Consider the following 26,742-nt stretch of genomic DNA (forward strand, 5'->3'; position numbering starts at 1 on the left):
CAATATTACAAGAATCCGATTTTATTAAAGAATTGTTGATAGGCTTCTGCTTTTTTCTCAAGTGCTAAAGGATATGCTCTAGAAGAAGATGGTAACCGATATAAATCAATACTGCGGTCTGCAAAGTAAGTTGATGTCGATGTCCCAATTAAAGGTTTTTGCGTATTTTCAGGTAAAACTGAAATTAAGGTATCAGTGGCTTTGTCGCCTGTCGTCATAATTGTCTGGCACAAAGGAATTTGCTGAAGCAGAGCAGCCAAGTCCGTTGGAGTCACAATTTCCAGAAATTTATCGGAAGCATTACCCTTGAGGCGTTTAATTTGATAAGCCGTATCAAAAATAGCAATACCTGTTTCAGTTAAAAACTCTCGGATACGTTCTTCATTAAATGTTTTTTGATTTTCACTTAAGAAATAGGTTTTATCTTGGAAGAAGATTAAGCCAAAAATTCTCCACATGTCATTTTGAAAATTTGGATAATAAAAATCCATCTTCCATTTATTACGAGGTGGTGGAAAGCTCCCTAGCATTAGTAAACGAGCATTTTCAGGTAAAAATGGTTGTAGTGGATGGGTTTCTATCTCAATTATCATAAAAAATCAGTATTTACTTCAAAATTTATAAATAACTTAACGCATTTTCAGATTAATCACGAGTCAATATATGCAAATTCTGTTAATCAAAACGTTAAGTTACTTCATTTGACTCTTGTTGAGGTATGCTGATTTTAAAAATGCTATGTGAGTTCTCGTTGATGTAATCTACCCTTCCTTTATGTGCAATCACTAGCGCTTGTACAACCGAAAGCCCTAAACCAGTTCCACCTAATTCTTTATTTCTTGACTGCTCGAGCCGAAAAAAAGGATTAAATAATTCTTTATGGTGCTCAGCTGAAATGCCTGGGCCTTCATCTTCTATTTCTAGGACCCAATCCTGTTGATGATATTGGGTTGAAATTTTTAACTTGCCCGGATTTGCATATCGCGTGGCATTATCAAGTAAAGCAATTAAAACTTGTTCAATTCGTCTATGATCGCACTTCACTTCTGGTGCCTGAATATTGAAAGTTACTTTAAGTTGAGCAGTCTGAAGTTTTTCTTGAAACATATGCACGACTTTATAGGCAGTCTCATTAAAATTAATCGTTTCAATATTAAGTCTGAGCTGTTGGTTTTCAAAAAGACTTAGAGTGCGTAAGTCTTCCACAAGGTTTGATAAGCCTTCAACTTGACTCAGTAAATTTTTAAATAAAACCGGATCTGGTTTAAAAACACCATCGATAATACCCTGTAGCCGTCCTTGTAAAATGGTGACAGGTGTTCTTAGCTCATGTGCAATCGCAGCATTCCAGACATGAGCGTTCTGTACAGAAGTCTCAAGCTTTTGTGCCATATCATTAAAGTTATGCATGAGTTCAGCAATTTCAGAAGTATGATGCATAGAGCTTTCTACACGTGCAGTTAAATCACCCTGACTAATTTTTTTTGCTGCATCTGCTAGTAGGTTAATTGGCACAATAAAACGTTGAGCTAGCTTAATACCCAAAATAATGGAAAATGCCGTACCAAATAGAAGTACGGCGAACAGCCATATGCCGTCTAAGTAGTGAAAAAACTCATCGCTCTCTTTTAATTTTTTAAGAGAAATAAGACCGACTTCGATCGCAACATAATAAGTACCATAACCTAATATGAGCGAACTCAACGTAACAATTAGGCTGGTAAAGCTAAGTGCTATAATCAGTTGTTTACTAATGCCTGTTTTATTTTTCATGCGGATTATCCAAACGGTAGCCTACTCCACGAACATTAATCAGCATGTTCTCTAAACCTAGCTCTTCCATTTTCTTTCGTAGCTTGCTGACATGGCTATCAACAGTACGTTCAAGAGCATCTCGATCTGGTAAGCAATGATTCATCAGTTCCGAGCGGGTAAAAACTTTATGTGGATGAGGTAGCATCAACAGCAAAATTTTGTATTCAGTTAGGGTCAAATTAAGCGCTTGTTGCTTGTTATCTAAATATATATAGGCGGTATGTATTTCGGTATTTACTTCAATATTTTTATAAATCAGATTTCGGTTAGACATTTGCTGATTTTGTTGGGTGCGCCGTAATACTGCTTGTACGCGTGCAACCACTTCATTGGGATTAAATGGTTTTACGACAAAGTCATCTGCCCCAATTCTTAGAGCCATGACTTTATCAATTTCTTGATCTAAAGCAGTCAGCATAATCACAGGTGTAGCTGCTTTTTGCCGAATTTTATTTAGAACTTCCCATCCACTTAATTCGGGCATTTTTATATCAAGTATGACCAAATCAATAGCTTGACTTGCATGTATTTCAATGGCTTGTTTACCATTCATGGCACGCACAACACGCATGCCTTCACGTTTTAAATAATGCTCAATTATATCGCCAATATCATAGTCATCTTCTACCACAAGAATAAGCTTATCCTGACAATTAAACGTAAAGGTTGACTCAAACATAGCAATAAAACGCGATAAAAATTTGATTTATGATACGCGCATTTTTTCTTAAGTCTCCACACTTTTTCCACATATTAGTGATTTTGGTTACACACACATCAAAAATAATGCCAACATCTAGAAGTCCATTAGGTGTTACAAAAGTGCAGAAGCATTTTTTAGTTCCATTCATATTCTCATTTACTCTTGTTTTGCATGGCTGTGGTAAAGAACAAGCGACAGATCAAACACAAGCGCAAGAAGCTAAAGTCACAGTTTTAGCACTTCAACCGCAGTCTGTGAATTTTAGTGAAAACTTACCTGCACGTGTTCAGGCTTTCCGTACAGCCGACATTCGTCCTCAGGTAGGCGGTATTGTTGAAAAAGTTCTGTTCACCCAAGGTAGTGAAGTCAAGGCTGGACAACCTTTATATAAAATAAACTCGGAAATTTTTGAAGCTGATGTAAATAGTAATCGAGCTGGCCTAAATAAAGCAGAAGCAGAAGTTAATCGTTTAAAAGTACAACTTGAACGCTATCAACAACTCTTACCAAGCAATGCAATTAGTAAGCAAGAAGTAAGTAATGCCGAGTCGCAATATCGACAAGCGATTGCAGATGTTGCCCAAATGAAAGCCTTGCTGGCTCGTCAAAATCTAAATTTACAGTACGCCACAGTACGAGCACCAATTTCAGGCCGTATTGGTAAATCGTTTGTGACCGAAGGTGCTCTAGTCAGCCAAGCTGATAGCAATACAATGGCTACCATTCAACAAATTGACCGTGTTTATGTTGATGTAAAACAATCTATTGGTGAATATGAACGCTTAAAGGAAGCTTTACAAAGTGGCGAGTTATCTGCCAACAATCAAAAAGGTGTACAAATCTTAAATAGTTTGGGACAGCCTTATAACGTATCGGCAAAAATGCTTTTTGAAGATATTAATGTCGACCCTGAAACAGGTGATGTCACTATCCGTATTGAAGTGTCTAATCCTGAACGAAAATTACTACCGGGCATGTACGTTCGCGTCAACATTGAACGCGCGTCTGTTCCTCAGGCTTTACTTGTTCCAGAACAAGCTATTCAGCGCAATATGAACGGCGACCCACAAGTTTATGTTGTAAATGCCAAAGGTATTGCAGATGTACGCCCTGTAGAGCTAGGCCAACAATATCAACAATTTTATCTCGTCAATAAAGGTCTAAATGCTGGAGATAAAGTTGTCGTTGAAGGGATTGAGCGTATTCAGCCCAACCAAAAGCTAGCGATTTCAGCATGGAAAGCCGCTTTGGCAACAAATACGGTGAAGCAAGGAGATGCTAAATGATGTCTCAATTCTTTATTCGCCGTCCTGTTTTTGCATGGGTAATTGCGATTTTTATTATTTTATTTGGTGTACTGAGTATTCCAAAGTTGCCTATTGCACGCTTTCCAAGTGTTGCACCTCCTCAGGTGAATATTACAGCAAGCTATCCTGGCGCTACTCCTAAAACGATTAATGATAGTGTTATTACGCTCATTGAACGGGAAATGTCTGGAGTAAAAAATTTACTCTACTATAGCGCTACAACTGATTCGTCAGGGACTGCTGAAATTACTGCGACGTTTAAACCCGGTACTGATGTCGATATGGCTCAGGTCGACGTACAAAATAAGATTAAAGCGGTTGAAGCGCGCTTACCGCAAGTTGTTCGTCAACAAGGTTTAGCAGTCGAAGCATCATCCTCGGGCTTTTTAATGCTGGTCGGTTTAAACTCACCTAATCATCGTTATTCAGAAGTCGATTTAAGTGATTACTTGGTCCGCAATGTGGTTGAAGAACTTAAACGTGTTGAAGGTGTTGGCAAAATTCAGTCTTTTGGTGCTGAAAAAGCGATGCGGATTTGGGTGGACCCCAATAAATTGGTTTCTTATGGACTCTCAATTAGTGATGTAAACAATGCAATTCGCAGCAATAACATTGATATTGCACCGGGTCGGCTTGGTGACCGCCCTTTAGTCAACGGGCAGTTAATAACAGTGCCGTTATCTGCTCAAGGTCAACTCGAAACAGTTGAACAGTTTAAAAACATTAGTTTAAAGAGCAATATTAGCGGAGCCCATATTAAGTTATCGGATGTAGCCGATGTAGAAATGGGCGCACAATCATATAACTTCGCAATTTTAGAAAATGGTAAACCTGCGACGGCTGCGGCAATTCAGCTTAGTCCTGGTGCAAATGCAGTAAAAACAGCTGATGCAGTAAAACAAAAAATTGATGAATTAAAACCAAACCTGCCTGAAGGTATGCAATTTAGTATTCCTTATGATACTGCACCTTTTGTTAAAATCTCGATAGAAAAAGTAGTTCATACATTACTTGAAGCCATGGCGCTGGTTTTTATTGTGATGTATGTATTTCTTCATAATGTTCGCTACACCTTAATCCCTGCGATTGTAGCGCCAATTGCCCTGCTTGGCACCTTTACTATCATGCTTTTGACAGGTTACTCAATTAATGTGTTGACCATGTTCGGTATGGTGCTTGCAATCGGGATTATTGTCGATGACGCGATTGTGGTGGTGGAGAATGTTGAACGGATTATGGCAACTGAAGGCTTATCGCCCAAAGAGGCTACCTCTAAGGCCATGACAGAGATTACCAGCCCGATTATTGGTATTACCTTAGTGTTGGCGGCTGTATTTCTACCTATGGCTTTGGCAAGTGGTTCGGTTGGCATTATCTATCGTCAGTTTACGATTACCATGTCGGTTTCAATTTTATTCTCGGCATTTTTAGCTTTAACCCTCACTCCCGCACTTTGTGCAACCTTGCTAAAACCAATTGATGCTCATCATCAAAAAAAAGGGTTTTTCGCATGGTTTGATCGAAGCTTTGATAAGGTCACAAAAAAGTATGAAGTTATTCTGCTAAAAGTTGTTAAGCATACAATTCCGACTCTCATCATTTTTGTGGCGATTACAGGTTTGACTTTTGCTGGTATGAGATATTGGCCAACCGCTTTTATGCCTGAAGAAGATCAGGGCTGGTTTTTAACTTCTTTCCAATTGCCTTCAGATGCAACTGCTGAACGCACTCAAAAAATTGTTAAAGAGTTTGAAGATCATTTAAATGAACAGTCCGATGTAACAAGCAATATTTCAATTATGGGTTGGGGATTTAGTGGTGCTGGTCAAAACGTTGCGCTCGCTTTTACAACCTTAAAAGATTTTGGTGAACGTAATAAATCTACAACCGACTATACCAATTTCGTTAATACAGAAATGGCGAAAAGCAAGGAAGGTACAACGATGTCAGTACTTCCTCCAGCCATTGATGAATTAGGTACATCTTCGGGTTTTAGTTTGCGCTTACAAGATAAAGCAAATTTAGGAATGCCAGCTTTAATCGCAGCACAAACAAAACTCATGGAAATGGCGGCTCAAAACAAAAAGTTTTATATGGTTTACCCTGAAGGTTTGCCACAAGGCGACAATATTAGCTTGAAAATAGACCGTGAGAAATTAAATACCTTAGGCGTAAGCTTTGCTTCTGTTTCAGATATTATTTCGACTTCTATGGGATCTATGTATATCAATGACTTCCCAAATCAGGGGCGTATGCAACAAGTCATTGTTCAAGCCAATGCACAATCGCGTATGCATTTAAAAGATATTTTGAGCTTGAAAGTTGCTGGTGCAAATGGACAACTGGTGTCTTTATCTGAGGTGGTCACTCCGCAGTGGAACAAGTTACCGCAGCAATATAATCGCTATAATGGCCGCCCTTCATTAAGTATTTCTGGCGTTCCTAATATTGGAGTTTCTTCAGGCGATGCAATGCGGGAAATGGAAAAATTGATTGCTAAGCTTCCTCAAGGCATTGGCTATGAGTGGACGGGTATTTCTTTGCAGGAAAAACAGTCTGAATCACAAATGGCATTTCTTATTGCTTTATCGATGTTGGTCGTGTTTTTAGTGTTAGCTGCACTTTATGAAAGCTGGTCAATTCCACTTTCAGTTATGTTGGTTGTTCCTTTAGGTATTTTTGGTGCTATTTTAGCGATTATGTTAAGAGGAATACCAAACGATATTTTCTTCAAAATTGGTCTGATTACTATTATTGGTTTATCTGCAAAAAATGCGATCTTAATTGTTGAGTTCGCAAAAATGCTCAAAGAAGAAGGTATGAGCTTAATTGAAGCAGCAGTTGCGGCAGCGAAGTTACGTTTACGTCCAATTTTAATGACTTCTCTTGCCTTTACTTTTGGTGTGATTCCGCTGGTAATTGCAAGTGGTGCAAGTTCTGAAACCCAGCATGCGTTAGGGACTGGCGTGTTTGGAGGTATGATTTCTGCGACAATTCTGGCTATATTTTTCGTACCGGTCTTCTTTATTTTTGTATTGGGAGCAGCCGAAAAAGTATTTTTAAAGAAGAAAAATAACCTATAAAACTCATTGAGGCGGAACCCTTTGTTGTTTCGCCTCAATCATTTCTTTTATATTCATCTAAAGCCAAATTATTTAAGAGTTTAATACCTTAAAGACTTTACCTGTTCTAGGATGAGCAAAGGTATTGTCTTGATCTAAATTGATGACTTTGTCTGAAATCACAATCTTAGAAAGAGGTAACCAGTTTTGTTGTATTTCACTTGAAGCCAAATTTTTTTCAAATGTATTTTCGAAAATTTGTTCTACTACAATTTCCATACCGCACATACTTTTCGCATTAACTTCTTTTAAAATATGACGTTTAGACATTTTAGTCTCCATTTTCTTATTCTTAACATAAAAAATAATAGAGTTTGTTTTGCTACAATGTGTAAAATTTAACATTTAAAGTGTTCTTTTTGTTTTATTAAATATGTCTCAAATAATTAAATGAATGATAAAATTTTATATAACATGAAATTTATTTTTAAATTAACTTATTAGTCTTATTTTTATTTTAGATAAAGTTAATTTTAAATATTAGAAGGGTTCACTGATGAACCCTTATAAAGTTCTAAACTTGTACCGCATTATCGAGTGAACCATCATCTTTAACTTTGTTATTATCTTTGTTAATTAATGAGTCAGTGTCACTACCTGTGCTAAAGCTCTTACTATTTTTCTGCTTTTTCTTGTACATGCACATGCCAATTGCAATACCTGTTCCTAGTACTAAAATTGATTTTAACATTTTGCACCTCTTCAATCGACGGAGAAACTTTTTATAAATCAGCTTAAATTAATAGCACATTCTTTGTTATTTAAGGGCTTTGATTTGAGCCGCTTTTGTAAGGTATTTAATTTTTATGTTAATTGAAGAGTGTAATAGTTTCAAAAATAAATTTTGATACAAAGCAAAAAGCCTATTCTAAAAAAAGAATAGGCTTTCTACTGTATTTCAGGATTAAGCAGTATTATTAATTGCTTGAAGCAATCTTATTTATCTTTGAATACAACTTAAATGTATTTAATGCTGAACTTTTAGTCAAGATAGTAAAGAGATGATTTGCAGTTAATTGGTAAATCCTGTGATGAAATTCTCATTTTTTCATAAGCAATAAAAAACGCCCATTTCTACTTCTCAAGAAAAAATGGGCGCAAGTGAAAACCACTAAAGACCTGAAATACCAAATGTTCTTACATTCAGTAATATTGATTCTAGTTAATTTACCGAATGGTTGACAATTAAACCAGTTGTACTTTTTCTAGTCATTTCGGCCAATAAAAAATGTAAAATAATTCGCTATTTTCAATAAGTTTAGCGATAGATTATTCATCTAAAATACGATTGAGCACAGTCAACCAGTTAGAAAAACAGATTTTTTCTATGATTTCATGCGAATAGTGCCTTTTTTGCATTCTCTCGATGAGTAGGTGTAGTCCCCTTACATCTTCAATTTCATGACTAATGAGCGCTCCATCAAAGTCGGAACCAAAACCAACATGATCTATCCCTATTTCGTCTATTAAATATTCTAGATGTTCTAAAATGATATCAATGGACGTGTTTGCATCACGCTGTCCATCTTTACGTAAAAATGCGACATCAAAATTTAATCCAACTATCCCTTTAGAGTCTCTGATCGCTTTGAGTTGCTCATCTGTTAGATTTCTGGCCTGTGGACATAAGGCATGGACATTCGAATGAGTCGCGACAATGGGCTGTTGAAGAATGTTAGCGGTATCCCAAAAAGCTTTTTCGTTCATATGGGATACATCAACCACCATTTTTTTATCAGCACAGCGCTTTATAAATGCTTTGCCCTCGTGTGTAAGACCTATCCCTGTATCAGGAGAATGGGGAAACTTAGCGTTTAAACCATGTCCAAAACGACTGGGTCTATTCCAAAGCGGCCCGATGCTACGAAGCCCTGCATCATAAAATACATCGAGTAAATCTGGATTAAGTTGTAGTGCTTCGGCACCTTCCATATGCAATACAATCGCTAACTTTTGTTTTGCTAAGCAGTGCTGAATATCCTGAACAGTTGTGCAAATTTGAATGTCGTTAGAATATTCGGCCAGTTGTTTTGCTAAATCGAGTTGTTCCAGACAAATTTGTTCAATTTGCTGTTGTGTGAAGTCTGATGAAGTTTGGTCAAAAAGCTTATTAGGATGATGATGTTGAACATAGGCAAAAGGAGGCAAGAAAATAGCAAACATGCCGCCAATAAAACCCGCTTCTTGACAGCGTTTTAAATCGAGATGCCCTGCTAAGCGTTCCTGAATAAAAGCTTGAGCAGGATTGCGATGATCGCTTAACCAAAGGCGCGTTAGTACATCGTTATGACCATCAAAAACAGGAACTGAGCTACGGTTCATATTTACGTTCTCACCGCTATTCATCTGCAATATTTTGAACAGGAATGTTTTGCTGAACCGTAAATTGCTTTGAATTTTTAGTATTACGGAACACTAGTTTTTCTAGAGAGGAATCGAGTTCACTCTCGGCACGTGCCTGTTCAATCAGCTGATGATATGGCGATTTACCGCAGACAGGATCTGCATTGCTTGCATCGCCTGTTAACATATAGGCTTGGCAACGACAGCCACCAAAGTCGCGGTCTTTATCTGGGCAACTACGGCAGCCTTCTGGCATCCATGCATCGCCACGGAAGTGGTTAAAACCTGTAGATTCATACCAAATATTGGAAAGGCTTTGCTCACGAACATTTGGGAAAGAAATAGGCAACTGTCTAGCGGCGTGACAAGGCAAAGCCATACCATCTGGTGCTACCGTAAAGAAAATTTTGCCCCAGCCATTCATACAGGCTTTTGGTCTTTCTTCGTAATAGTCAGGCACTACAAAAATAAGTTTGCAAGGATGATTTTGCGCTTTTAACCTTTTTCGATATTCATTGGTAATACGTTCTGCACGTATGAGTTGTTCTTGTGTCGGTAATAAACCTTGACGGTTTAAAAAAGCCCAACCATAAAACTGACAAATTGCTAGCTCGACTGTATCGGCATTAAGTTCTAGACAAAGCTCGATAATTTTATCAATCTGGTCAATGTTATGCCGATGAATCACAAAATTAAGAACCATCGGATAATCATATTTCTTAACAAGTCGGCACATTTCATACTTTTGTTCAAAAGCATGTTTCGAACCTGCCAAAGCATCATTAACGACAGGATCACTTGCTTGAAAGCTAATTTGAATATGGTCTAGGCCAGCTTGCTTTAAATGGGAAATACGCTGTTCAGTAAGGCCCATGCCAGAAGTAATCAGGTTGGTATAAAACCCGAGTTGGTGTGTGTGCGCCACAAGCTGTTCCAGATCTTGACGTACTAAAGGTTCACCACCCGAAAAACCGAGTTGTACAGCACCCATTTGACGCGCTTGATCGAAAACGTCAAACCACTCTTGTGTGGTCAATTCATTTTTGTGCTGTGCATAGTCTAAAGGGTTTGAACAATATGGACATTGTAGCGGACAACGATACGTTAGCTCCGCTAGTAGCCATAATGGTAAACCAACACCATTGGTCATATAAAATCAATCCAGTGCTGTTGCTGGGCAACTAACATGTAATCAATAACATCGTTGTCAATTTCAGCTATATCGCCAAATTGTTGCTTGATCTGGGCAATAATGGCAGAAACTTTATTTTTCCCATCAATATATTGTCCAATGGCCCCTGCACTTTCATTTAACTTGATCATGCCTTCAGGATATAAAATCACAAAGCCATTTTGAGCGGGTTCAAATTGGAAACGATAACCTTGTCGCCATGTTGGCACAAGATTTACATCAAATTGTTCTTTATTCATTTAAATAGTCCTTTGTGCCATACCCGTTCTTTGGTCACGCTATGATACGGTGCTTCATTGTGTACATATGCCAGTGTTAAGGCATCTAAAATGCTCCATAAAATATCCAGTTTAAACTGCAATATTTCTAGCATTCTTTGTTGTTGCTCATGTGTGGTAAATGAATCAAGTGTGATTGTTAAACCATGCTCAACATCACGGCGTGCTTGACTTAAACGAGAGCGGAAATATTCATAGCCCTTGTCATCAATCCAAGGGTAATGTTGTGGCCATGATTCAAGGCGAGACTGATGAATTTGAGGTGCAAAAAGTTCAGTTAAAGAGCTGCTTGCTGCTTCACGCCATGATGCACGGCGTGCAAAATTTACATAGGCATCTACAGCAAAGCGAACACCCGGTAAAACCAATTCTTCGGAAATCACTTGCTCACGACTCAAACCAACAGCTTCTGCCAAGCGTAGCCATGCCTCTCGGCCACCACCATCAGGATATTCACCATCTTGGTCAATCATGCGTTGAATCCATTCCTGACGCACGCGTTGGTCTGGGCAATTTGCCATGATGGCGGCATCTTTGAGTGGAATATTGATTTGATAATAATAGCGGTTTGCAACCCAAGCCTGAATTTGTTGCTGAGTCGCTTTACCTTCATACATCATTACATGAAATGGATGATAGATATGATAATACTGACCTTTATCAATAATAGCCTGTTTAAATTGTTCTGTTGTTAAAGCTTCAGGTGTTTGTGTCATAGCGCACCTTAGAGTTCGATCTGCATGCCATCATAGGCAACCTCTACACCATTTGCCTTTAGTTCAGCAAATTGGGCAGAGTCTTCATTTAAAATTGGATTGGTATTGTTAATATGAATCAGTACTTTTTTGGGTGTATTGAGTTGGTTCAAATAAGACAACGAACCACCTTCACCACTAATGTATAAATGCCCCATTTCACGGCCAGTTTTTTTACCTACACCCGTTTGCTGCATTTCATCATCGGTCCAGAGTGTACCGTCAATCATGACACAATCTGAATTTTGCATAATCTGCATGATTTGATCGTCAATCTTTCCGAGCCCTGGCGCATAAAACAACTGTTTTTGTGTTTTGTGATCTTTGATGATTAAAGCAATATTGTCGCCTTCATGCGGGTCATGGCGATGTGGCGAGTATGGGGGTGCAGCGCTTTGAATAATTAAAGGTACAAATTCTAAATTTTCGAAACCATCAATTTTAAAAGCTTGTTTAGGATTAATTTCATTGTATTGAAGACCGCCATTCCAGTGCTTCAACATATTAAAGACTGGAAAACCTGTGGTCAGGTCTTGATAGACCATTTCTGTACACCACACATTCATTGGGCAGCCTTCACGCAGAGTTAAGAGTCCAGTGGTATGGTCAAGCTGGCTATCCATCAAAATAACGTTGGTAATGCCCGTGTCACGTAATTTACGTGCAGGTTGAGCTGCTTTAAAGTCAAATAATTGCTGACGGATATCTGGTGATGCGTTTAATAAAATCCAGTCTACGCCGTTTTCTGAAACCGCAATTGAAGATTGAGTTCGTACTTTGGCATTAATCGTACCTGTACGCACACCATGACAATTAGGACAATTGCAGTTCCACTGAGGGAAGCCGCCTCCAGCTGCTGAACCTAAAATATAAATATACATAAAATTAATATCTTATTAGAAAGACATAAGCCCTAGAACAAAACTAGGGCTTATGACAGATTTGAATAGAAATAATTAACGTGCTTCAAAGTACATTGTTACTTCAAAACCAATACGTAAATCAGTGAAAGCTGGTTTTGTCCATTGCATAAATTTTTCTCCAGTCAGGATTAATCTTGTGAAATGAATCACTTGATCAAATCTTATAAAGCAATTAAAAATTTATTCTAATTAAAAATGTCACATTTGTAGATAAGGTTGGTACAAGATATTGTTCGATAATTGTGTTTTTTGTCCAAATTTTAATAACTCCTTATCAATCAAAGGCAATTAAAAAAGCCATAGCAAATGAATATTCTGCTATGGCAGATGTTTTACACGGCTAAGTTCATTAAGTGTTGCTGCGCAATATAAAGCTCTTGCCCCTCTTTAGGCTGACATTGCACCCAAGTTCCATCGGCTTGTAGCTCCCACGCTTGACGATTATCTTTTAGATAATTGTTTAGCCCATCTTCAATCACTTGTTTCTTTAATTTTTTACTTTCGATTGGGAAACAGGTTTCGATACGCGAAAATAAATTACGTTCCATCCAGTCTGCACTAGCGCAAAACACTTTTGTATCACTATCATTATAAAAATAGTAAACCCGAGTATGTTCTAAATAACGGCCAACAATTGAACGTACTCGAATATTATCTGACAACCCTGCAACTTGTGGTCTTAAACAGCAAATTGAACGAATAATTAAATCAATTCGTACACCCGCTTGAGAAGCTTTATAAAGCGCACTGATGAGTTGTGGTTCCGTAAGGGCATTCACCTTAATGATGATATGTGCCTTCTTGCCAGCAAGACTATTTTTAATTTCTTGTTCAATTAGCTCTAGCAACTGAGAATGCAAGGTAAAAGGTGCATGAAAAAGTTTTTTAAGCTTTGCCATTTTGCCCATACCAGTAAGTTCTTGGAAAATCTTATGCACGTCTTCACAAATTTCGGCATCACTCGTAAGCAGGCCAAAATCGGTATATATTTTGGCATTCACTGCATGATAGTTACCTGTACCTAAGTGGACATATCTTTTCATTTTGTCTTGTTCACGGCGAACAACTAAAATCATTTTAGCGTGAGTTTTATAACCAACAATGCCATAAACCACAACTGCGCCCGCTTCTTGCAATACGTTAGCTACTTCAATATTGGACTCTTCGTCAAAACGTGCCCGTAACTCAATGACCGCAGTAACTTCTTTTCCGTTACGTGCAGCTTCTGCAAGAAGTTGAACGATTTCCGAGTTCGCTCCACTACGGTATAAGGTTTGTTTAATTGCCAAGACATTCGGATCTTGGGCAGCTTCCCGAAGAAACTTGATGACAGGTGCAAATGAGTCAAACGGATGATGAAGTAAAACATCCCCTGCTTTTAACACATCAAAAATTGGCTTTTTACTATAGAGGAGTTTTGGTAAAACTTGTTGATACGGTTTATAGCGTAAATCTGGCAAATCAAAGTTTGAAATAAAACGGGCTAGGTTGACGGGACCATCGACGTAATAAAGATGTTCAGCATCTAAATCAAATTGCTCTAATAAATAGTTTGCAATTTCTTCAGGACATTTTTTTGCTACTTCTAAACGAACCGCTTGACCAAAACGGCGGGAAGATAACTCACCTTTTAAAGCCACGGCCAAGTCTTCTACATCTTCAGAAACTGTTAAATCGGCATTTCTGGTTACACGAAATTGATGACAGCCTGTGGCCTTCATGCCCGGGAATAAATCTGAAATGTGCTGATGAATAATAGCCGAGAGCAAAATGTAATGTTCTGCACCACCAGAAATATGCTCTGGAATTTTAACCAGTCTTGGTAAAGAGCGTGGTGCTGGGACAATCGCTAAATCAATTTGGCGTCCAAAAGCATCTTTACCTTCCAAAGTCACAATAAAATTAAGGCTTTTATTGACCAATCTTGGAAATGGATGTGCTGGGTCTAAACTAATTGGAGTAACCACAGGTTGTACTTCTTTGAAAAAGTACTCTTTAATCCAGTCTTTATGCTTTTCTAATATATCGCCGTGCTGAATAAAGTGAACACCATAACCTTGTAGCTGTGGCAACAAGGTATAATTTAAAATGTTATATTGTTCTTCAACGGCTTCATGCGCATTTTTCGAAATTTGTTTTAATACTTCTACTAATGGCAAGCCTTCTGGCCCAGTTGCTTGACTCATTAAGCTAATTTTCTGGATTAAACTTGCCACACGGATTTCGAAAAACTCATCCAGATTGCGCGAAAAAATGATTAAAAAATTTAAACGTTCAAGTAATGGATGTTCAATATCTTTGGCCTGAGCAAGCACTCGCTTATGAAACTCTAATAAAGAGAGTTCTCTATTAATATACGTTTCTAAATTATGCTGGTTTGGGCTAGATAATGTAGGTAATGATGTCATTCTTGACTCTTATAATTGATAAAAATTGTACATGAATAAAAAAGATTAATTTAATAATGTATAACCGATTTTATTCACCGGACATTTTGTAACTACTTTATTGCAAATTCATGAATTTTTTATGAAAACCTTAAAAATTACGATCTATTTTAACCTTTTGCTTATTTCCTTACGTTTATGGGTATCTATTATCATCTTAGCATTAATTTTTTAAAGATCATCTGATTTTGATAAAGATTTAGTTTTCATTAAATATTCATATAGTATGCGTATTTTTTATGCATCTTAATTCACCAATTGATAAAAAATGACGACTTTAAATATATTATTTAAGACAACATCTTTATGTCTGGCAATGGCTTTATTAGCTGGTTGTAATGATAACAATGACAGCGATTCAAATACATCTACACCCCGAAGTAACCAGACGGTCGATATTTTAGCTTTTAACGACTTTCATGGAAATTTAGAACCACCTAAACGCTATGTTGATGCAACTAACCCAAATGATGCATCTCAGACAGTACGCATTCCCGTTGGTGGTGTGAGTTACTTTGCAGATGCAATTAAGAAACTTAGAGCTCAAAATCCCAATAATGCTGTTGTTTCAGCGGGTGACTTAATTAGCGCTTCCCCACTCACTTCTTCGTTGTTTTTAGATGAACCTACGATTGATGTCATGAATGATATTCAAATTGACTTTAATGCTGTGGGTAACCATGAGTTTGACCGCGGTACAGATGAGTTACGCCGTTTGCAAAATGGTGGCTGTCAACAATACACAAGTACAGCACCTTGCCAAATTAATAAAAACTTTAGTGGTGCAAAATTTAACTTCCTTGCCGCTAACGTCGCAATGAAAAACGATTCAAGCAAAACGATTTTTCCTGCTTATAAAGTCAAAACTTATGGCGGAATTCCAGTTGCATTTATTGGTTTAACACTTAAAGCAACTCCAAGCATTGTGTCTGCAGCTGGTATTAAAGACGTTGAGTTTCGTGATGAAGCCGATACCGTAAATGCCCTTATTCCTGAACTACAAAAACAAGGTATTCAGGCTTTTGTGGTGGTTGTCCATGAAGGTGCAGCACCAAGTACTAAGCTTAATCAAAAAACATGTGATGGTTTAAGTGGGCCGATTTTAGGTATTTTAGATCGCTTAAATCCGGCAGTTGATATTGTTGTTTCAGGTCACACGCATCAATCTTATATTTGTGACTATGCAACTAAAAACCCGGCTAAACCGTTCTTACTGACTTCCGCTGGCCAATACGGCACACTTATTACTGATATTAAGATCGAGCTAGATGGTAAAACTGGCGACATTATTAAAAAAGATGCTAAACAAGTTCCGGTTCAAAGTGAGGCCTATACTTCAGGTACAACCACTGTAAGCCTTACAGATCTTTATCAAAAATTTAGTAAGACACCAAGTATCGAAGCGATTTTAGACAAATACCGTCAAGCGGTAACAACTATTTCTGGGCGTGTGGTTGGAACGTCTACTGCCGTTGTGAGCCGTACTCAGGCTGAAAGTGGTGAAAGTCCGCTAGGCGATATGATTGCTGATGCACAACAAGCCTCTGCTCTTAAAGCAAGCGACCAAGGTTCAGACTTTACACTCATGAACCCAGGTGGTGTACGTGCCGACCTACTGATTAACAGCAGTAATCAAATTACATTTGGTGATATTTTTGCTGTTCAGCCTTTTGGTAATTCGATTGTGACGCTGAGTTTAACCGGTAAACAAATTCGTGATGTGCTTGAGCAGCAATGGTCTGGTGGGAATGCAAACTCTCCTAAAATTTTACAGCCTTCTAAAGAGCTAAGTTATCAATATTCGGCAAATACAACTATTTCACCGAGAGCAAGCAATATTATGGTGGCAGGCTCTCCATTAGTTGACACCAAGGTATACCGTGTAACAGTCAATAGCTTCTTGGCAGATGGTGGTGACAACTTTACTGTGTTAAAAGATGGTCAGAACCGTGTTGGTGGTGGTCAAGATATTGATGCCTTTGAAAGCTATGTTGCTAAAAATTCACCACTCATTATTCCGGCTACAACTCGAATTAAAGTCATCAAATAATTTCATTTAATGACGTATAAAGGACAGTACGAAGCTGTCCTTTATTTTTATATGAAAAGCTAAAAGAGCTTTCATTCAGTATAGAGATTAAGTTCTACACTGCTGATGTCTGCTCCAGTATTTGCAAAAATAATATCCATAACTTCATGCAATAGTTCCTTCACTTTTTCATGCTCAAAACTTGAAGTTTCTGCTGTTTTTAGGCAAATCAGGTTACAACTCATTTTATCTTTTCTGAGCTTATAAATACTTTTACTTTTTCCCAAAAACACTCTTTTGACGAGTTTGCGATTTTCAAACTCAGATAAAATTCGGTAAATGGTGCCTAGTGTAATTTTATATTCATTTTTAAGTTGTGCATAAATGCTATCCGCACTTAAGCCATGTGGGTTCTGATTTAAGATTTCAAAAACCTGTATTCTCGATTTTTTTATAGGTAATCCATTTAATAATGATTTTGATATTGTCGTCATGTTAATTAACCTTAAAGTTTAGAAATATAGAAAGTTTTAAAAATTATTTTGTCTATATTTACTTGAAAATTATGGATGTTTTCTAACTGAAAAGCTCAAAGCCTATTCCCCTATGAATAAGCTTTGAGTCTAGATTTAACTTAGAAACTATAAGTCGCTTTCACAAAGTAATTGCGGCCATAAAGTTTGGTATTAAATGATGCATCTTTATTTTCAAGATCAACATCGGTCAGGTTTTTTACACCGTAGTCTAGTGTTAAACGTGGCGTAATGGGCGAAGTGAACGTGATGTCATAGGTCGTATAGGCTGGTAATTCTTTACCACTAGATAACATTTGATGACCTACATAGCTTGCACCAAAATTCATACGATAGTTTTCAACAATAGCCCATGAAAGTGAGCTATTAATTAACCATTCAGGACGTTCAGTCAGGTCTTTACCAGTTACCTCATTTTTAGCATCCAAATATGTTGCATTCGCTGTTATCCCTAAATTATCACTAAAGTCATATCCACCGTTGAGTTCCACACCTTTTAGTTTTGCTTTAGCAACGTTATCCCATTTGTATGGATATTTGGTTGGATTTGGAGAATTAGGATTAGAAACACGTTCAATTAAGTTCTCTACATCATTTTCAAATACTGTAATACCAGTATTCCAGTTTGGTTTACGAACAATTAGACTTGCTTCATAGTTGGTACTTTCTTCAGGTTTTAGATTTGGATTCCCTGTAATAAAACAGCTCCCCCCACAAGAAATTAACTCATAATTTGCATCTAACTGATATGGTCCTGGAACTTTATAAGCTTGACCAACACCACCTTTAAGAATAACTCCTTCAGCGAGTTGATAAGCTAAATATGCTTTACCAGTTGCTTTGCCATCAAAATTATCAAAGTCATCGTAACGACCACCTAAAGTTAAGGTCAGTGCATCGTTAATATGGGTATCGTTCTGAACAAACACACCATAACTTTTCTGTTCAGACCCGCCAGATGTGTATCCTACGGGATCTGTGATTTTTTGGTCTTTATAATCAACACCAGCCGTGGTGTTGTTCATCATCCAGTCAAAGTTGGCAAAAGCACGACCTAGTAAGTTTTCTTGCTTATAATTACGACTTTGGGGAGCATTATATTCGCTGTCATAGTCATAAATTTTAGCAGTTTCTTTTCCAATATAAGCTTCTGTTTTCCCCCAACTCCATTTCCCTCGATGGGTAATACCTACATTGGTTCGCTCATCTTCACCTTCTTGGATCGAAGATGCCGCGTCTTGAGTAAGTGGTCGTTTATCTTTGGTATAACCCAAATCTAGGTCTAAAGTTTGTTGATCATTGATATCCCAACTTAAAGTCCCATGTACATTCTTAGTATCTTTCTCTACGAAATAGGCACCATTTGAGTCTGGTTTTCCATTTCGATACCACGCATCACGATTATAAGAATCACCAGATAGAGAAAAACTAACATTATCGGTTAAGCCGCCAAAGAGGTTAAATCCGTATCGGAATTGATCTTTTCCGTTTCCTCGATCGGCTCGGTTATATTGTCCAAAGACAGAACCATGAAGTTCGCCATTTTCGGCTTTCTTGGTAATAATATTGATTACGCCACCCATCGCGTCAGAACCATAAAGCGATGACATTGGTCCGCGAATCACTTCAATTCGTTCGATACTATTTAATGGAATTGAACTCCAGTCAAAGTCATTACCTCGCCACATTGCTCCCAGAGAAGATGTTCTTTTTCCATTGATTAGAATTAAAGTATAACTACCAGACGTATCTTGCATCCCTCGGATAATAATTTTGTCCTGTCCACTGTTATAGTTATAAACTCCTGCTTGTTTTTGTAAAACGTCTGCAAGGCTAAGTGCTGCACTACGTTCAATGTCTTCACTTGTGATGACACTAATGGATGCAGGTGCTTTATCTACATCTTGTTCTTTTAAAGCAGCAGAAACCACAATAGTTTTAAGTTTTTGAACAGGTTCATTTGTACCCTGTTGCTCAATATCTATATTTGCTTGGACTGCGAATGGAAGCAGTGTTGAGAGAGCGACCACCAGCGCCTTTTTCGTTAATGTCATTTCTCGGTCCTTATATTTTATAACGATTACCATATGATAATTGTTATCATTTATGATGTGCCGAGCATGATAGCCTCATGACTTTTATTGTTCAAGATAAAAGTAATTATTATTTATATAATGATAATCATTATTGTTTGTTTGATTTAAAAAAGTTAATATTACAATTTGGTGTGCCTAAAAACCTATTGAAAACAAGCTTAAAGTAGACATAACAATGCTCTCTCGATTTTTTATTTATCACCCTATTTTTGTATCTGTCATTGCCATCACTATTCTTATTTTTGGTTTTTTTTCTATTCGTGCAATGCCCGTTGAGCGTTATCCAAACTTAGCTCCTCCAAGTGTCACAGTGGTTGCTAATTACCGAGGTGCGTCTGCTGAAACTGTTGAAGAAAGCGTAAATCAGATTTTAGAACAACAAATCAAAGGACTGGATAACTTACTCTATTTCACATCAAATAGTGAATCTTCAGGAACGGCCAGTATTGATATTCATTTTAAAATTGGTACAGATATTGATAAGGCACAACTACAAGTACAAAACCGCATTAACAGTGCATTAAACCGTCTCCCCGAGCAAGTACAACGGCAAGGGGTAAATATTTGGAAAACCACAGGTGATATGCTGTTAATTGTGGGTCTATACGATGAGACAGGTAAAGCCAGCAATATCGAATTATCGGACTATATGGTCAATCACTTTGAACAACCTCTCTCGCAACTGCAAGGGATTGGTGAGGTGGATGTATTTGGTTCAAGTTATGCCATGCGTATTTGGTTAAATCCAAATCAGCTTAGAAATTATCAACTTATGCCGAGTGATATTGAACAGGCACTTGAAGATTACAATACTCAAATTGCTGCAGGCTCAATTGGTGCCATGCCTTCGGCTGCTGATCAGAATATTTATGCCAAAGTCACTGCAGGTTCTCGGCTAAAAACAGTCAACGATTTTAAATCGGTTGTCGTTAAAGCGAATGTAGATGGCAGTCTGGTTTATTTAAAAGATGTAGCGAGAGTTGAATTAGGTGCCGAAAACTATGAAAGTATTAATACGCTAAATGGCTATCCTTCTGCTGGTTTAGGCATTTCACTTAGTCCCGATGCAAACGCGATTGAAACCTCTGGTCTAATTAAAGCAAAAATTGAACAGCTCAAGCAGCATCTACCTGCTGGATATAAAATTGTTTATCCACGTGACAATACACCATTTATTGAAGAGTCGATTAAACAAGTCATCATTACTCTGCTTGAAGCTGTGATGTTGGTCGTCATTGTCATGTATCTCTTTTTACAAAATTGGCGCGCTACACTTATTCCAACCATTATTGTACCTATTGTGATTTGCGGTACCTTTGTTGTGTTGTATTTATCTGGAATGAGTATTAATACACTTACCCTGTTTGCACTGGTTCTAGCAATCGGATTATTGGTCGATGACACGATTGTCGTGGTTGAAAATGTTGAACGGCTTATGCATGAGCAACAATTAAGTGTTCGGGATGCATGTTTAGCATCGATGCAGGAAATTACTGGTGCATTAATTGGTATTACCTTGGTACTAACCGCCGTATTTATCCCGATGGCTTTTTTTAGTGGTTCAACGGGCATGATTTACCGCCAGTTTTCAATCACCTTAGCGGCTGCGATGTTGTTATCTTTATTGGTAGCCATGTTTATTACGCCTGCTTTGTGTGCTGTATTATTAAAAAAACAAACTCAACAACCTAAATGGGGACAAAAACTTGAGACTTTGCTTGAAAAAGTTAAAGTTGGTTTTAGTTTTTTAGCAACAAGTTTAATCAAATTTAAAGCACTTTCATGTCTTATGGTGTTAGCTTTAGTTGCTGTGTTAATCATTATTTATCGTAGTTTACCGACGAGCTTTATTCCAAATGAAGATCAAGGTTTGTTGGCTGTGCCTTATAGTTTGCATAACAGTGCTTCTATGAGCCAAACACAAGAAGTAGGTAAACTGGTCAATAACTATTTCTTTGAACATGAAGCTAAAAATATTAATACCGTCCTAGTAGTTAATGGACAAAATTTTTCGGGAAGCGGTCCAAATTTAGGTATGGCCTTTGTTTCGCTTAAACATTGGAATGAGCGTAAAGGTGAAGCCAATACGGCGAGTGCTATACGTGAGCGTGCGCAAAATTACTTGCAAAAAAACTTACCAGCCAAAGTTATGGTGGGTATGCCTGCAAGCGTTTCTGGTTTGGGCCAATCTGATGCCTTAGAACTTTGGCTCAGAGATGTAAATGGTCAAGGACGCAATGAACTCATTAAACAATATAAAGCCTTAGAAAAAGAATCTCACAATTATCCTGCGTTTGAAAATTTAAGCCCGCTTGTAAGTGAAAATAAGGCTGAAGTTTTTATTCAACTCGATCAGAATAAAGCCAAGATATTAGGGATTGATCAACAAGCGATTCGTTCAACTTTATCGACTGCTTGGGGTGGAAACTATGTGGGTGATTTTGTTGAAAGAGGCAAAATTAAACGAATCATTATGCAAGGTGATGCTGAATTTCGCTCTAAACCTGAAGATTTAGCTTATTGGCATGTCCGTAATAATACAGGTGGAATGCTTTCTCTTGCGCATTTTGGTCAAAGTGAGTGGACTGGTGGTCCAGAAACACTAACAAGATTTATGGGACTTGCTGCAATACAACTTGAAGCAAATGTTAGTTCTGGTTTTAGTTCAGGTCAGGCAATGCAACAGTTAAGTGATATGGTGAGCAAACAATCTGGTGTAGATGTCGCATGGAGTGGTCTCTCGTTACAAGAGCAGCAATCGAGCCAGCAAGCCTTATTTTTATACATTATCTCTATTTTATTTATTTTCTTATGTTTAGCCGCATTATATGAAAGCTGGAAAGTGCCTCTTATTATTTTACTAGGACTTCCGCTAGGCATTACGGGAACTATTGTATTTGCTCAAATCTTTAACTTACCAAACGATGTGTATTTCCAAATCGCGTTACTAACGGGTATTGGTTTGTCTTGTAAAAACGCGATTTTAATTGTGGAGTTCGCAACTAAAGCCATAAAACAAGGTAAAGGCTATGTTACTGCCGCATGTGAGGCTTTAGCTCTACGCTTACGTCCAATTTTAATGACCTCGCTGGCTTTTGGTGCGGGTGTTATTCCCCTTGTTGTTGCCACAGGTGCTGGTGCAGTGAGTCGCCATGAAATTGGTATGAGTGTATTTGGCAGTGTAGTTATAGGAACTTTACTGGTGCCTGTATTTACGGTGTTTTTCTTTGTCTTGATACATAGTTTACCGACGTTGCAATGGTCGCTTGGACGGGTTTGGTTTAGACGTGTATCTAAATATAGAAAAGATCATTCCTCTTTATAAAACAAAAAAAAGCAGATCAATGATCTGCTTTTTTTATTGTTTAAATTTAAGCGACTAGTTTCTCAATCCATACTTCTAAAGTTGGTTGTTCTGCCAAATCTTCAAAGCTCACTTGAGCACCATAAGCCTGCCATTTACCCACTAAAGTCATGAGTCGTACCGAATCAAGCCCAAGCATGAGTAGATCATCATTTAACTGAATGTCCGAAGCTGGAATCTGTAGTTGCTCACTTACCGCTTGAACAATCCCAGCTTGGGTTAATGGCGAGGCTGCTTGTTCAAGCGCCCAAGCTCGTGTGACTTGCTGAGTTGTCATGACTTGCCCACAACGTGTACTTGTATATTTTAAAGCCATATCATGTTCTTCACGGCTAAAGTCAGCAAGTGCATCTCCGCATAAAAACGGCTGAATATTTAGCATAAATGCTTCTGCGGCACTCATGAGGCAGCCAATATGGGCATAAACACCACAAATAATAAGTTGATCACGACCTGACTCGCGCATGAGTTGTTCAAGTGGTGAAAACTTAAATGCGCTATAACGCCATTTTGTTAAAACGGTATCATTTTTCTGGGGCGATATTTCCGGCAAAATCTGAGTAATATACGGGTCATCTTTTAGACCAGTTCCCCAAAAATCAGTTAATAACTGGCGATGTTCAGGTGTCTGGTTACCGGGCTGTGCAGTATAGACAACAGGGATATTAAACTTACGGGCAGTTTCAATCAGTTCTTTGGTATTTTTAATGAGCTCTGGAATAGGGGCTTGAGTTTGATCATAAAAGTCTAAAAAATACTGCTGCATGTCATGGACCAATAACACGGCGCGATCAGTATGCAACTGCCAATGGGTTTTATTAGGTGTAAACTCATGGGCTTGAGGCATACTGTAACTGGCAATTTTAGGAATACTCATCAAATTTTTCCTTTTTATCTTTAAGCAAGAACATTGGGGTTGGTTTCAAATTGTTGACGTAGTGTTTTTTTGTCGATTTTTCCAAAGGCTGTATATGGAAACTGTTCGATAAATTCGACACGATCGGGAATTTTGTAGGTAGCCAGTCCATAATCTTTCAGATGTTGACGAACTGACATCGCAAGGCGAATTGGGCTTGGATCATCGTTTTTTGATTGCCATGCAATAAAGGCACAGCTTTTTTCACCCATCATCTCATCAGGCATAGCAACCAGTGCTGCAAGGCGAATTTGTGGATGAGTTAATAAAGCTTGTTCCACTTCTTCAGTCGCAATTTTTTCACCAGCACGATTGATTTGTTCTTTTGAACGCCCTTCTACAACAATGCAGCCATCTTCACGAATACGCACTAAATCACCTGTTCGATAAAAACCATCTGGTGTAAAAGAATGAGCGTTGTGCTCTGGTGCTTGGTAATAGCCGCGAATGGTATAAGGACCACGAGTGAGTAAATGCCCTACCTCTCCAGCGTCTACGGGTTGGTCATGATCATCTAGTACTAAAATTTCATCATCTGGTGATATTTTTAAACCTTGAGTATGAATAATTTGTTCTTTTGACATACCAAAACGGGTGTAGTTCACTAGCCCTTCAGCCATTCCAAAGACCTGTTGCAAATTAACCTTAAACTCATCAATTAAACGTAAGGCAACAGCATCGGGTAAACGCGCGCCTCCGACTTGTAAACAACGTAGAGTCGATAATATTGGATCTTGATCTTTGGTTGCTTTATCCATCCACGGTCGAACCAAGGCAGGAACCAAACAAGCATCTGTCACACCGTGTTTTTTAATAAGTGGAAATGCAGTTTCAGGGCTTGGATCTGTACCTAAAACCACTGCGCCACCAGCATAAAAAATGCCTAAAGAACCAGCCGAGCTCATTGAAAAGTTATGTGCCGCAGGTAAAACCATCAATAAACGTGAAGTCTGATTGAGTTCGCAAATTTTGGCACTCTCACGTACGCTATATAGATAGTCGTCATGGGTACGTGGAATCAGTTTAGGAACACCTGTGCTGCCCCCTGAAAGCTGTAAAAAAGCCACTTGATTTGCTGTAGTTGGCGAGATTGCTTCCGCTAGAATTTCTGTTTCTTTTAATAGATTTTCGATAGCAACAAAATTACCAGAATCACCAAGTACAAATACATGCTCTAAGCAAGGTGCTGTTTGCTGAAGCTTTTCAGCAAGCTCTCGGTAATCAAATTTTTGGGCGCCAAAATCTGCGCAGAAATAAGCTTTAGCTTGCGTCTGTTTAAAAAAGCTACTGAGTTCGGCATATCGATGGGCAGGTAAAGACATGATAGGTAAAGCACCTAATCGAATCAGTGCAAAAAATAGAATATAGAACTGATAGCAGTTTGGCATTTGTACGACGGCTTTATCGCCCGCACGTAAGCCATATTGATATAAATGGTTGGCACAACAATCAACTAGGTTGTCAAATTCTTCATAGCTAACAGCTTTATCACCATCATAAATTGCAATATTTTTCGCATACTTTTGAGCACTTTCACGCAAGAAATCACTCAAGTTTTGTCCAAGCCAATAACCTTTTTTACGGTAAACCTCAGCAAATTCAGCTGGATATGGCACAGCGCCAACTAAATAATTCTTAGTTGTCATTTATTTATTCCTTATCGTGGTAATTGGTCTGGTGAAATGTGCAAGCCATCAAGTACAGTACGGAACTTTGCAGCAGTTTCGGCATGTTCAGCTTGTGGACGTGAGGCTTCCACAATTCCGGCACCGGCAAATAAACGGGCAATATTTTGATAAATACGAGCACAGCGAACAGTCACCGACCATTCACCGTTACCTTCGGCATCGGCCCAACCCATGGTTCCAGCGAATAGTTCACGGTTAAATGGTTCAAGTTGCTGAATCAAATTTTTTGCTACAGGGCTTGGCTCACCACAAATTGCAGGTGTCGGATGTAGACGTTCAATTAAGTCAAAAACATGAGTATCGGCTTGCTTAAGCTCACCCGTAATGTGTGAGGCCAAGTGCCAAAGACGTTTGGTGCGAATAAGTGAAGGCTGTTTGGGCACATGCAGTTGCTTGCAGAAAGGTGTGAGTTCATCAGCAATCATTTCGATGACAAGAGCATGCTCATGTTGATCTTTTTGTGAAGCTAGTAATGCTCTTGCATTATTTTGGTCAACAATCGGATCATCATCGCGTGCTAATGTGCCCGCAACAGGTTTACTCCAGATTTTATTATTTTGCTTTGCAATTAATAGTTCAGGACTTGCACCAACAAACCAACCTTCGCTTTGAGGGTGTCTTGCGACTGCATAGTTATATCCTTCAGGATTATGCTTGGCCAAGTTATAAAATACATCTGAGATTGGAAGATTCTCTTCAAATTCAAGTTGTAAGATACGAGCAAGTACTGCTTTATCTAGCTTTTGTGCCCGCATTTGTTGTACTAAATATTCAACCTGTTGTTTATAGTGTTCACCTAAAGGTAAATAATCGGCCTGCTTTAAGATTAAGTCATCAAGATTAATATCAGTTTGTGAAAATAAAGCTTTCTGGTAAACCTTGGTATCTTGCATTAGCATTAAATTGACATCTGCCGATGAACTAAATGGCAACCCACCCATAACCTTGACATCGCTATAACCATCTGCAATTGCTTGTTGTAATTGTAGACGGGCTTCGTTTAGCCAATCTTTTAGCTGAGTGTCTTTTGTAACCTCAATATCTTTAAGTTTTTGATGACTCGATATGATGTATTCAGGAGTCGTAAATATAAAACCAGCGTTATCAGTGCAATTTAAAACTTCTTTTGCGAGTGTAATTCTGCTTTCAGTAAAATTTTCTCGTTGGATAAAATACGGATGCTGTACCGACATCTCGCAACTCCTTATAAAATTATTTTGTTGTGATGAAT

General features: G+C 38.1%; 21 protein-coding genes and 1 pseudogene. 4 read left to right on the forward strand and 18 right to left on the reverse strand.

Annotated elements, in window-relative coordinates:
* Positions 1 to 5: 5 nt before the first annotated feature.
* The 3 genes from AC056_RS13640 to adeR form a co-directional block, all read right to left on the reverse strand.
* Complete coding sequence (locus tag AC056_RS13640) at positions 6 to 593, reverse strand: uracil-DNA glycosylase family protein (protein ID WP_077163912.1); 588 nt, start codon at positions 591 to 593, stop codon at positions 6 to 8.
* A gap of 94 nt (positions 594 to 687) precedes the next feature.
* Positions 688 to 1,773 carry a two-component sensor histidine kinase AdeS gene (gene adeS / locus AC056_RS13645; protein WP_077163913.1) on the reverse strand — a complete coding sequence of 362 codons (1,086 nt, stop codon included), beginning with the start codon at positions 1,771 to 1,773 and terminating at the stop codon, positions 688 to 690.
* Positions 1,763 to 2,494: an efflux system response regulator transcription factor AdeR gene (gene adeR, locus AC056_RS13650; protein WP_077163914.1), complete on the reverse strand. Its 732-nt coding sequence runs from the start codon at positions 2,492 to 2,494 to the stop codon at positions 1,763 to 1,765. The genes adeS and adeR overlap by 11 nt, the downstream gene beginning before the upstream one ends.
* Positions 2,495 to 2,637: 143 nt before the next feature.
* Here adeR and AC056_RS13655 point away from each other — a divergent pair, with 143 nt between their 5' ends.
* On the forward strand, positions 2,638 to 3,804 hold the full coding sequence (locus AC056_RS13655) for an efflux RND transporter periplasmic adaptor subunit (RefSeq protein ID WP_077164228.1): 1,167 nt from the start codon (positions 2,638 to 2,640) through the stop codon (positions 3,802 to 3,804).
* Entirely contained in the window at positions 3,801 to 6,908 is a 3,108-nt protein-coding gene (locus AC056_RS13660) for an efflux RND transporter permease subunit (protein WP_077163915.1), read from the forward strand. The genes AC056_RS13655 and AC056_RS13660 overlap by 4 nt, the downstream gene beginning before the upstream one ends.
* A gap of 72 nt (positions 6,909 to 6,980) precedes the next feature.
* On the opposite strand, the gene AC056_RS13665 is transcribed toward AC056_RS13660, so the two are convergent.
* From AC056_RS13665 to ppk1, 9 genes are all read right to left on the reverse strand, one after another.
* Positions 6,981 to 7,217 carry a hypothetical protein gene (locus tag AC056_RS13665; protein ID WP_019459145.1) on the reverse strand — a complete coding sequence of 79 codons (237 nt, stop codon included), beginning with the start codon at positions 7,215 to 7,217 and terminating at the stop codon, positions 6,981 to 6,983.
* A gap of 244 nt (positions 7,218 to 7,461) precedes the next feature.
* Positions 7,462 to 7,638, reverse strand: coding sequence for a hypothetical protein (locus AC056_RS13670; protein WP_039253692.1), 177 nt, complete (start codon positions 7,636 to 7,638; stop codon positions 7,462 to 7,464).
* A 578-nt stretch (positions 7,639 to 8,216) separates the two neighbouring features.
* Complete coding sequence (locus AC056_RS13675) at positions 8,217 to 9,269, reverse strand: dipeptidase (protein WP_077164229.1); 1,053 nt, start codon at positions 9,267 to 9,269, stop codon at positions 8,217 to 8,219.
* A 16-nt stretch (positions 9,270 to 9,285) separates the two neighbouring features.
* A complete protein-coding gene (gene pqqE, locus AC056_RS13680) occupies positions 9,286 to 10,440 on the reverse strand; it encodes a pyrroloquinoline quinone biosynthesis protein PqqE (protein WP_077163916.1) in 1,155 nt (384 codons plus the stop codon).
* Complete coding sequence (gene pqqD / locus AC056_RS13685; protein ID WP_077163917.1) at positions 10,437 to 10,721, reverse strand: pyrroloquinoline quinone biosynthesis peptide chaperone PqqD; 285 nt, start codon at positions 10,719 to 10,721, stop codon at positions 10,437 to 10,439. The genes pqqE and pqqD overlap by 4 nt, the downstream gene beginning before the upstream one ends.
* Entirely contained in the window at positions 10,718 to 11,476 is a 759-nt protein-coding gene (gene pqqC / locus AC056_RS13690; RefSeq protein WP_077163918.1) for a pyrroloquinoline-quinone synthase PqqC, read from the reverse strand. Before pqqC ends, pqqD begins: the two co-directional genes overlap by 4 nt.
* Before the next feature lie 8 nt (positions 11,477 to 11,484).
* Positions 11,485 to 12,396 (reverse strand): pyrroloquinoline quinone biosynthesis protein PqqB, encoded by a 912-nt coding sequence (pqqB, locus tag AC056_RS13695; RefSeq protein WP_077163919.1) that lies wholly within the window; start codon positions 12,394 to 12,396, stop codon positions 11,485 to 11,487.
* A gap of 75 nt (positions 12,397 to 12,471) precedes the next feature.
* Entirely contained in the window at positions 12,472 to 12,546 is a 75-nt protein-coding gene (gene pqqA / locus AC056_RS13700; RefSeq protein ID WP_001982218.1) for a pyrroloquinoline quinone precursor peptide PqqA, read from the reverse strand.
* A 224-nt stretch (positions 12,547 to 12,770) separates the two neighbouring features.
* On the reverse strand, positions 12,771 to 14,846 hold the full coding sequence (gene ppk1 / locus AC056_RS13705) for a polyphosphate kinase 1 (protein WP_077163920.1): 2,076 nt from the start codon (positions 14,844 to 14,846) through the stop codon (positions 12,771 to 12,773).
* A gap of 307 nt (positions 14,847 to 15,153) precedes the next feature.
* Here ppk1 and AC056_RS13710 point away from each other — a divergent pair, with 307 nt between their 5' ends.
* A complete protein-coding gene (locus tag AC056_RS13710; protein WP_077163921.1) occupies positions 15,154 to 16,935 on the forward strand; it encodes a bifunctional metallophosphatase/5'-nucleotidase in 1,782 nt (593 codons plus the stop codon).
* Between the two features lie 71 nt (positions 16,936 to 17,006).
* On the opposite strand, the gene AC056_RS13715 is transcribed toward AC056_RS13710, so the two are convergent.
* Both AC056_RS13715 and AC056_RS13720 read right to left on the reverse strand, forming a co-directional pair.
* The gene (locus tag AC056_RS13715) at positions 17,007 to 17,408 is read right to left on the reverse strand and encodes a transcriptional repressor (protein WP_077163922.1); all 402 of its coding nucleotides are present in this window, start codon (positions 17,406 to 17,408) and stop codon (positions 17,007 to 17,009) included.
* A gap of 140 nt (positions 17,409 to 17,548) precedes the next feature.
* Complete coding sequence (locus tag AC056_RS13720; RefSeq protein WP_077163923.1) at positions 17,549 to 19,501, reverse strand: TonB-dependent receptor plug domain-containing protein; 1,953 nt, start codon at positions 19,499 to 19,501, stop codon at positions 17,549 to 17,551.
* Between the two features lie 217 nt (positions 19,502 to 19,718).
* Between AC056_RS13720 and AC056_RS13725 the strand changes: the two genes are divergently transcribed.
* Entirely contained in the window at positions 19,719 to 22,868 is a 3,150-nt protein-coding gene (locus AC056_RS13725; RefSeq protein ID WP_077163924.1) for a multidrug efflux RND transporter permease subunit, read from the forward strand.
* A gap of 46 nt (positions 22,869 to 22,914) precedes the next feature.
* Here AC056_RS13725 and AC056_RS19900 read toward each other — a convergent pair whose 3' ends face one another.
* From AC056_RS19900 to AC056_RS13740, 4 genes and pseudogenes are all read right to left on the reverse strand, one after another.
* Positions 22,915 to 23,115, reverse strand: a complete 201-nt coding sequence (locus tag AC056_RS19900; RefSeq protein ID WP_373368118.1) for a phosphopantetheine-binding protein — start codon at positions 23,113 to 23,115, stop codon at positions 22,915 to 22,917.
* Positions 23,116 to 23,133: 18 nt separating this feature from the next.
* Positions 23,134 to 23,784 (reverse strand): annotated as a pseudogene (locus AC056_RS13730) (isochorismatase family protein); the annotation flags it as partial.
* A gap of 20 nt (positions 23,785 to 23,804) precedes the next feature.
* Entirely contained in the window at positions 23,805 to 25,469 is a 1,665-nt protein-coding gene (locus tag AC056_RS13735) for a (2,3-dihydroxybenzoyl)adenylate synthase (RefSeq protein ID WP_077163926.1), read from the reverse strand.
* Positions 25,470 to 25,480: 11 nt separating this feature from the next.
* Complete coding sequence (locus AC056_RS13740; RefSeq protein WP_077163927.1) at positions 25,481 to 26,704, reverse strand: isochorismate synthase; 1,224 nt, start codon at positions 26,702 to 26,704, stop codon at positions 25,481 to 25,483.
* Positions 26,705 to 26,742 lie beyond the last annotated feature (38 nt).

Origin of the sequence: Acinetobacter genomosp. 33YU (assembly GCF_001990725.1) — a bacterium.
Lineage (GTDB): Bacteria > Pseudomonadota > Gammaproteobacteria > Pseudomonadales > Moraxellaceae > Acinetobacter > Acinetobacter seifertii.

What these genes read in the sequence shown, in the direction of transcription:
- AC056_RS13640 (WP_077163912.1), bottom strand. Translation starts at nt 593, where the DNA reads ATGATAATTGAGATAGAAACCCATCCACTACAACCATTTTTACCTGAA.
- adeS (WP_077163913.1), bottom strand. Translation starts at nt 1,773, where the DNA reads ATGAAAAATAAAACAGGCATTAGTAAACAACTGATTATAGCACTTAGC.
- adeR (WP_077163914.1), bottom strand. Translation starts at nt 2,494, where the DNA reads ATGTTTGAGTCAACCTTTACGTTTAATTGTCAGGATAAGCTTATTCTT.
- AC056_RS13660 (WP_077163915.1), top strand. Translation starts at nt 3,801, where the DNA reads ATGATGTCTCAATTCTTTATTCGCCGTCCTGTTTTTGCATGGGTAATT.
- AC056_RS13665 (WP_019459145.1), bottom strand. Translation starts at nt 7,217, where the DNA reads ATGTCTAAACGTCATATTTTAAAAGAAGTTAATGCGAAAAGTATGTGC.
- AC056_RS13670 (WP_039253692.1), bottom strand. Translation starts at nt 7,638, where the DNA reads ATGTTAAAATCAATTTTAGTACTAGGAACAGGTATTGCAATTGGCATG.
- AC056_RS13675 (WP_077164229.1), bottom strand. Translation starts at nt 9,269, where the DNA reads ATGAACCGTAGCTCAGTTCCTGTTTTTGATGGTCATAACGATGTACTA.
- pqqE (WP_077163916.1), bottom strand. Translation starts at nt 10,440, where the DNA reads ATGACCAATGGTGTTGGTTTACCATTATGGCTACTAGCGGAGCTAACG.
- pqqD (WP_077163917.1), bottom strand. Translation starts at nt 10,721, where the DNA reads ATGAATAAAGAACAATTTGATGTAAATCTTGTGCCAACATGGCGACAA.
- pqqC (WP_077163918.1), bottom strand. Translation starts at nt 11,476, where the DNA reads ATGACACAAACACCTGAAGCTTTAACAACAGAACAATTTAAACAGGCT.
- pqqB (WP_077163919.1), bottom strand. Translation starts at nt 12,396, where the DNA reads ATGTATATTTATATTTTAGGTTCAGCAGCTGGAGGCGGCTTCCCTCAG.
- ppk1 (WP_077163920.1), bottom strand. Translation starts at nt 14,846, where the DNA reads ATGACATCATTACCTACATTATCTAGCCCAAACCAGCATAATTTAGAA.
- AC056_RS13710 (WP_077163921.1), top strand. Translation starts at nt 15,154, where the DNA reads ATGACGACTTTAAATATATTATTTAAGACAACATCTTTATGTCTGGCA.
- AC056_RS13715 (WP_077163922.1), bottom strand. Translation starts at nt 17,408, where the DNA reads ATGACGACAATATCAAAATCATTATTAAATGGATTACCTATAAAAAAA.
- AC056_RS13720 (WP_077163923.1), bottom strand. Translation starts at nt 19,501, where the DNA reads ATGACATTAACGAAAAAGGCGCTGGTGGTCGCTCTCTCAACACTGCTT.
- AC056_RS13725 (WP_077163924.1), top strand. Translation starts at nt 19,719, where the DNA reads ATGCTCTCTCGATTTTTTATTTATCACCCTATTTTTGTATCTGTCATT.
- AC056_RS13735 (WP_077163926.1), bottom strand. Translation starts at nt 25,469, where the DNA reads ATGACAACTAAGAATTATTTAGTTGGCGCTGTGCCATATCCAGCTGAA.
- AC056_RS13740 (WP_077163927.1), bottom strand. Translation starts at nt 26,704, where the DNA reads ATGTCGGTACAGCATCCGTATTTTATCCAACGAGAAAATTTTACTGAA.